Annotated in this window: 7 protein-coding genes and 2 pseudogenes; 4 read left to right on the forward strand and 5 right to left on the reverse strand. The window is 55.1% G+C overall.

The annotated features are described in order from the left end of the window. Nucleotides 1-318 precede the first annotated feature (318 nt). Nucleotides 319-1,317 carry an NAD(P)/FAD-dependent oxidoreductase gene (locus VU18_RS12870; protein WP_011232424.1) on the forward strand — a complete coding sequence of 333 codons (999 nt, stop codon included), beginning with the start codon at nucleotides 319-321 and terminating at the stop codon, nucleotides 1,315-1,317. 161 nt (nucleotides 1,318-1,478) lie between these two features. Here VU18_RS12870 and VU18_RS12875 read toward each other — a convergent pair whose 3' ends face one another. The 4 genes from VU18_RS12875 to VU18_RS12890 form a co-directional block, all read right to left on the reverse strand. Beyond that, nucleotides 1,479-1,781, reverse strand: coding sequence for a lipopolysaccharide assembly LapA domain-containing protein (locus VU18_RS12875; protein WP_011232425.1), 303 nt, complete (start codon nucleotides 1,779-1,781; stop codon nucleotides 1,479-1,481). Nucleotides 1,782-2,001: 220 nt separating this feature from the next. Beyond that, on the reverse strand, nucleotides 2,002-2,367 hold the full coding sequence (locus VU18_RS12880) for an iron-sulfur cluster assembly accessory protein (RefSeq protein WP_011232426.1): 366 nt from the start codon (nucleotides 2,365-2,367) through the stop codon (nucleotides 2,002-2,004). 151 nt (nucleotides 2,368-2,518) lie between these two features. Continuing rightward, nucleotides 2,519-3,391 carry a diaminopimelate epimerase gene (gene dapF, locus VU18_RS12885; protein WP_011232427.1) on the reverse strand — a complete coding sequence of 291 codons (873 nt, stop codon included), beginning with the start codon at nucleotides 3,389-3,391 and terminating at the stop codon, nucleotides 2,519-2,521. A 133-nt stretch (nucleotides 3,392-3,524) separates the two neighbouring features. Then, a complete protein-coding gene (locus VU18_RS12890; protein ID WP_011232428.1) occupies nucleotides 3,525-3,764 on the reverse strand; it encodes a YuzB family protein in 240 nt (79 codons plus the stop codon). A 171-nt stretch (nucleotides 3,765-3,935) separates the two neighbouring features. On the opposite strand from VU18_RS12890, the gene VU18_RS12895 reads away from it, so the two are divergent. Beyond that, nucleotides 3,936-5,006, forward strand: a complete 1,071-nt coding sequence (locus tag VU18_RS12895) for an NAD(P)/FAD-dependent oxidoreductase (protein WP_011232429.1) — start codon at nucleotides 3,936-3,938, stop codon at nucleotides 5,004-5,006. Between the two features lie 38 nt (nucleotides 5,007-5,044). Here VU18_RS12895 and VU18_RS12900 read toward each other — a convergent pair whose 3' ends face one another. Beyond that, nucleotides 5,045-5,398: a YuzD family protein gene (locus VU18_RS12900; protein ID WP_011232430.1), complete on the reverse strand. Its 354-nt coding sequence runs from the start codon at nucleotides 5,396-5,398 to the stop codon at nucleotides 5,045-5,047. A gap of 90 nt (nucleotides 5,399-5,488) precedes the next feature. On the opposite strand from VU18_RS12900, the pseudogene VU18_RS20435 reads away from it, so the two are divergent. Together VU18_RS20435 and VU18_RS12905 are read left to right on the forward strand one after the other, a co-directional pair. Further along, nucleotides 5,489-5,552 (forward strand): annotated as a pseudogene (locus VU18_RS20435) (NifU family protein); the annotation flags it as partial. Between the two features lies 1 nt (nucleotide 5,553). Beyond that, nucleotides 5,554-5,725 (forward strand): annotated as a pseudogene (locus VU18_RS12905) (NifU family protein); the annotation flags it as partial. Nucleotides 5,726-6,015 lie beyond the last annotated feature (290 nt).

The raw sequence follows: 6,015 nt of genomic DNA on the forward strand, positions 1-6,015 counted from the left end.
AGCGCCTAAAATGACAACGTTTGGTTTTCTCACCTGGATCACTTCCACCCTTTTTCATTTTTTCTCATTCATTTGTTATAGCTTTTGCGGCCGCCCCCGTTTTTATTGAGCGAAGTTTGTGAAATAATTCACGTTAACCACCAAAAAAATGTCGAGGGACTGTCACAAAAAATTAACAATCTCTCCACAAAACATATTAGTCCTTTTTCTTTCCCTTTTCAAGTTTTTTTTTCTGTTCGTCCAACAAAAAGGATCGTTATAACCACGCCCATTTATGGTAAGATAAACTTGTAATGCCATGACTTCGCGCAGGGAGGGATGTCGGTGAAAGAAGATCGCAACGTCTACGATGTCACCATTATCGGCGGCGGGCCGACCGGGATGTTTGCCGCGTTTTACGGCGGCTTGCGGCAAATGAAAGTCAAAATTATCGAAAGCCTTCCGCAGCTTGGAGGGCAGCTGGCCGCGTTATATCCGGAAAAATACATATATGATGTCGCCGGATTTCCGAAAGTGCGCGCCCAAGAGCTTGTCAACCAGCTGAAAGAGCAGATGGACCTATTTTCGCCGACCGTCTGCCTGAACGAGTCGGTCGACACGCTCGAAAAGCAGGAGGACGGAACGTTTAAACTCGTCACCAATCAACAAATCCATTATTCGAAAACGGTCATCATCACCGCCGGAAACGGCGCCTTTCAGCCGCGTCGGCTCGAAATCGAAAGCGCTTCCCGCTATGAAGGAAAAAACTTACATTACTTCATCAACGACTTGGGGCAGTTTTCCGGAAAGCGCGTGCTCGTCTGCGGCGGCGGCGACTCGGCTGTTGACTGGTCGCTCATGCTCGAACCGATCGCCCAAAGCGTCACGATTGTGCATCGCCGCGACAAATTCCGCGCCCATGAACATAGCGTCGAGCAGCTCAAGAAGTCCAGCGTGCAAGTGAAAACGCCGTTTGTGCCCGTTGAACTCGTCGGCGATGAACACGCCATCCGCCAAGTCATCCTCGAGCATGTGAAAGAAGGAACGAAAGAAACGATCGATGTCGACGCCGTCATTGTCAACTACGGCTTTATTTCTTCGCTTGGCCCCATCAAAAACTGGGGGCTTGACATCGAAAAAAATGCGATCAAAGTCAACTCGCGGATGGAAACGAACATCCCCGGCGTGTATGCGGCGGGCGACATTTGCACGTACGACGGGAAAATCAAGCTGATCGCCTGCGGCTTTGGCGAAGCGCCGATCGCCATCAGCAGCGCCAAAACGTACATCGACCCGACGGCGCGGATGCAGCCGGCGCACTCGACATCACTGTTTTAATGGCGCTCCGTCGGGAAAACAAGCGGAAGCGAAGGGGCGCTCGGCATTTCGCCTTAACGCCGCATCCCGACTGATTGGAGCCATTCATATAGCCCGCCCCGTCCACACCCGTTTTTCAAGCAAAAGGCGCCCCTCTTTGTTGGGGGCGCCATACTCATGCCTCATCCCTCTCGCTCCAGCGAAACCGACTCGCCATCAGTATTCCCAGCCTTGTTTTTCGTCCATTCCTCCCGCTCTCTCTCGAGCAGCTTCACCTGCCGGCGCAGGCTGAACAAACGCACCCATCCGAGCATGCCGACGACAAGGCCGCCAAGGACGGCCGAACCTAAAATGACGATAATGAGCGGCAAGCGGGTTTCGCCGACTAAATAATGGATCGTCACCTGCTCGACATTCGCCACCGCCAGCAGCGCCACAATGAGCGCCAAGACAAGCGCCAAGATGACATTGATTTGTCCTTTCATCGTTTCTCCTCCTTTGGCGCTCCCGAAAAGGCCGATGTTGGAGCGCGGCCGTTTTCCCCAATTTCGTGAGGGAAAGACCACCCTTCCAACATTTCGCCAGTCGGTACACGCCCGCGTTTTCAACCGGCCGTGCGGCGAAAACCGGCCTTCTCAAGAGCCCGACGTCACGGCAAGGCAGGCCGTTTTCCTCTGCCAGGCAGATGGACGTCATCCCGCCTGCTTAGCATTGCTCCGGCGTGCCGGCATTGGTCGCTGTGCGGAACGAGGAGCCGCAGCCGCATGTCGCAATGGCGTTCGGATTGTTGATCGTAAACCCGCCGCCAAGCAGCGACTGTTTATAGTCGATGACCGTTCCGCGCAAAATCGGCGCGCTGTCGCGGTCCACCAAAATTTTGATGCCGTGCTGCTCAAATTCGATGTCATCCTCACGCCGCTCATGGTCAAAGCCCATGCCGTACGACAACCCGCTGCAGCCGCCGCCATGGACGCCGACGCGCAAGTACGCGCCCTCTTCTTCCTGCTCTTTCATCATATCTTTGATTTGAAACGCTGCCGCTTCTGTCAGCGTAATAACTGCCTCTGCCATCCATGATCCCTCCTTTAACGGTTGACACTGGCCAAACAGCTTGGCCGTTTTTCGACAGGTTCGCCCGCTTTCACCCGACGGCTCAGATGGGGCGAATCCCTTGAATGATTCCGATCTTACTTCATAGTATACCGTCTTTGCCTTTCGATGCTCAACCGTTCCGCCCGCCTCGGTAGTAATAAACGCCGGTGCACACGGTCTCCGCCGGACCGGTCATGCGCACGCGCCCGTCGTGCCCCCATACGATCGTTAAATCGCCGCCGGCCAAATGGACGACCGTTTCCTCCCCGCGCGCCGTTTTGCCGTTTAACACGGAAGCGACGACCGCCGCGCACGCTCCGGTCCCGCACGCCTGCGTCACGCCGGAGCCGCGCTCCCAGACGCGGAAATGAAGCTCGCGCTCGTTCACCACTTCGACAAACTCGACGTTCACCCCTTCCGGAAAGCGCGGGTCCTTTTCCACGAGCGGGCCAAGCGTCGTCACCGGCGCTTTTTGGATGTCATCAACGTAAAAGATCACATGCGGGTTGCCCATGGACACCGCCGTAATTTCATATTCGCCCCCAGCGATGGCAAACGGCTCGGCGACGACCCGCTCCGCTTCCGGACCAAGCATCGGAATGGCGCTCCGCTCAAGGCGCGGCTCGCCCATATCGACCGTCACGCTTGTCACTTCGCCATCTGCTACTGCAACACGGGCTTCGACAAGCCCGGAGAGCGTTTCAATCAAAAAGGTGCGGTCGCTGACGATGCCGTGCTCGTACGCGTATTTCGCCACGCAGCGCAAGCCGTTGCCGCAGTTTTTCCCTTCCGAGCCATCGCTGTTAAAAATGCGCATTTTGACTGGCGCTTTCTCCGATGGACAAATGAGAATCAAGCCATCGGAGCCGATGCCTGTGTGGACATCGGCGACGCTGCGGGCGATCGCCGGCAGCTCCTCCTCGGGCAATGTTTCCCGGAACAGATCAACGTATATGTAGCTATTACCCAATCCATGCATTTTCGTAAACGAAAAAGAACGCACATGACTCCCTCCTGAACATTTTTTGCGCTTCGCATGTATAATGGCGGCATCTCCTGGGCACAATGGGAATATCCCCCGTTTTTTCATTATACATTGAAGAGGATGCCGCATCGCGGACATCCTCCTTTTTTCGTTAAAACATTGGGTTTTCCTCGAGATGCCGATAAATATTTTCCACGAGCTGCTCAGGCGTTTCGCCGCTGACAAACTCGCCGTTGACGAGCGCAAACAGCGTTTCCGCGCAGCGTGTGCAATAGCTTAAGCAACTGTATTCAATGATGTCCAAGTTCGGATCCTTTTCCAACATTTCCATTGCTTTGTACGACCCGCTGGCTAAGTTGCTGATGCAAAATTCGATGATTGGCAACATCATGCGCATGTTCACCTTCCTGCTTCCCATCGTAGCGGTTTTCCGGCGCGGCGTCAATGAACATGCTCGTTCGATCGAGGAAGCGGAAAAATGATTGTTCTTTTGTCACAATTTCGTTATACTTTTCTATGGCATTGTCGGCTTTAGAAACTCGACAAAAGGGGATTTTTCACGATGAGACAACTTGTATTGCTTGGCGGAGGATACGGCAATATGCGCATTTTGCAGCGCCTCCTCCCGGACGAATTGCCAAACGACATTCATATTATCCTCATCGACCGCGTTCCGTACCATTGTTTAAAAACGGAATATTACGCCTTGGCCGCGGGAACGGTCAGCGACCATCACATCCGCGTCCCGTTTCCGGAACATCCGCAGCTTGTGTACCAATTCGGCGAAGTCGTCTCGATTGATCTCGACCAGCAGCTCGTCCATTTAAAGGATGGGAGCAGCGTCCGCTACGATGATGTCGTGATCGGATTGGGCTGCGAAGACAAATACCACGGGGTGCCGGGCGCCGAGGCGCATACGTACAGCATCCAGTCGATCGATAAGGCGCGCGCCGCCTATGAAGCGCTGAACAATTTGCCGCCGAAAGCGACGGTCGGCATCGTCGGCGCGGGATTGAGCGGCGTCGAGCTGGCCAGCGAACTGGCGGAGAGCCGTCCGGACTTGCACATCAAGCTGTTTGACCGCGGTGAGCGCATTTTGCCGATGTTTCCGAAACGGTTGAGCGATTATGTGGAAGGATGGTTCGTTGAACACAAGGTGGAAATCGTCCGCAACTCCAACGTCACGAAAGTCGAACCTGGCGTCTTGTACAACCACGACGAGCCGGTCAAGTGCGACGTCATCGTCTGGACGGCCGGCATTCAGCCCAACCGCGTCGTCCGCGAACTGAATGTCGAAAAGGACAAGCAAGGCCGCGTGGTGCTGACGAAGCGCCATCACATCCCCGGCTATGAAAACGCCTACGTCGTCGGCGACTGTGCGAGCCTGCCGCATTCCCCGAGCGCCCAGCTCGCTGAAGCGCAAGCCGAGCAAATCGTCCAAGTGCTGCAAAAGCGGTGGAACGGCGAAGAACCACCGAGCGAATTCCCGCCGATCAAATTAAAAGGCATTCTCGGCTCGCTCGGCAAAAAGCACGGCTTCGGCTTGCTCGCCGACCGCCCGCTCACCGGCCGGGTGCCGCGTTTGTTGAAATCAGGCATTTTGTGGATGTACAAGCATCACCATGGGTACTGACAGCACAACTGGCCCTTATTCGGCGAAAAAGGCGGAGTTCATTCCGCCTTTTTCCCTTCCGGCGTCGACGGTTGATACCCGAATTTTTCCATTTCTGCACAAATCGCTTTGAGCCGCGGGTTGCCTTCGGCGACGACGTTTCCTTCGATCACCACGACCGGATACACCCAATCTTCTTCGACGATCGTCTGCGCGAGCTCCCGCTTCTCCTCGTCATCGGCCGGCGGCGCAAAAATGTCGACGTACGTCATCACAAACGGCTGATCCGGATACTTGCGGCGCAGCGCGGCCTCGAGCCACTCGTACGTTTCTTTCGACGACGGCAGCTGCACGCATGCCGGGCAAATGACGTCGGCCCCGTACACACAAATTTCAACCGGCTTGAATGTCATCGTTGTCACCCTTTGCAAAAGCAAAATTTATCATTAGATTTTTTTTGTCACTATGATTATAATAAAAACTAAGGAAAGGAGTCGATGGAAATGACGGATCAAGAAATCAAAGAACAAGTGCAAGAAGTTTTAGATAAACTGCGTCCGTTCCTGCNTCGCGACGGCGGCGACTGCGAACTCGTCGATGTCGAAGACGGCGTCGTGAAACTTCGCCTCCTCGGCGCGTGCGGCAGCTGCCCGAGCTCGACGATTACGCTCAAAGCCGGAATTGAGCGCGCCTTGTTTGAAGAAGTGCCGGGCGTCGTCGAAGTGGAACAAGTGTTTTAATATGAAAAATCCGAACAGCGGCCGCTGTTCGGATTTTTTTATCGCCAGCGGGGCGGCGAGCCGACGGGAAGGCTGGTGATGGGCAGCCACAACCCGCCTGATCGGGCGCTTCTCCGTTTTCGTTTCCTTCCAATTGTGCAAGGAAAACCGTCATATCTTTCGCCCGCTCCCAAGCGCGGCGGCGAAACGGCCAGGCCGCTGAACGGACTTCTGTTCGCGCCGGCGCCCAAGAAGGTTCAAGCTTCAAGCGCCAGCTTGTAGACGCGGCTGCCGCGCGGCTCGACGGAAAG

The sequence above is a fragment of the Geobacillus sp. ZGt-1 genome (assembly GCF_001026865.1).
Lineage (GTDB): Bacteria > Bacillota > Bacilli > Bacillales > Anoxybacillaceae > Geobacillus > Geobacillus thermoleovorans.

What these genes read in the sequence shown, in the direction of transcription:
- VU18_RS12870 (WP_011232424.1), top strand. Translation starts at nt 319, where the DNA reads ATGTCGGTGAAAGAAGATCGCAACGTCTACGATGTCACCATTATCGGC.
- VU18_RS12875 (WP_011232425.1), bottom strand. Translation starts at nt 1,781, where the DNA reads ATGAAAGGACAAATCAATGTCATCTTGGCGCTTGTCTTGGCGCTCATT.
- VU18_RS12880 (WP_011232426.1), bottom strand. Translation starts at nt 2,367, where the DNA reads ATGGCAGAGGCAGTTATTACGCTGACAGAAGCGGCAGCGTTTCAAATC.
- VU18_RS12890 (WP_011232428.1), bottom strand. Translation starts at nt 3,764, where the DNA reads ATGATGTTGCCAATCATCGAATTTTGCATCAGCAACTTAGCCAGCGGG.
- VU18_RS12895 (WP_011232429.1), top strand. Translation starts at nt 3,936, where the DNA reads ATGAGACAACTTGTATTGCTTGGCGGAGGATACGGCAATATGCGCATT.
- VU18_RS12900 (WP_011232430.1), bottom strand. Translation starts at nt 5,398, where the DNA reads ATGACATTCAAGCCGGTTGAAATTTGTGTGTACGGGGCCGACGTCATT.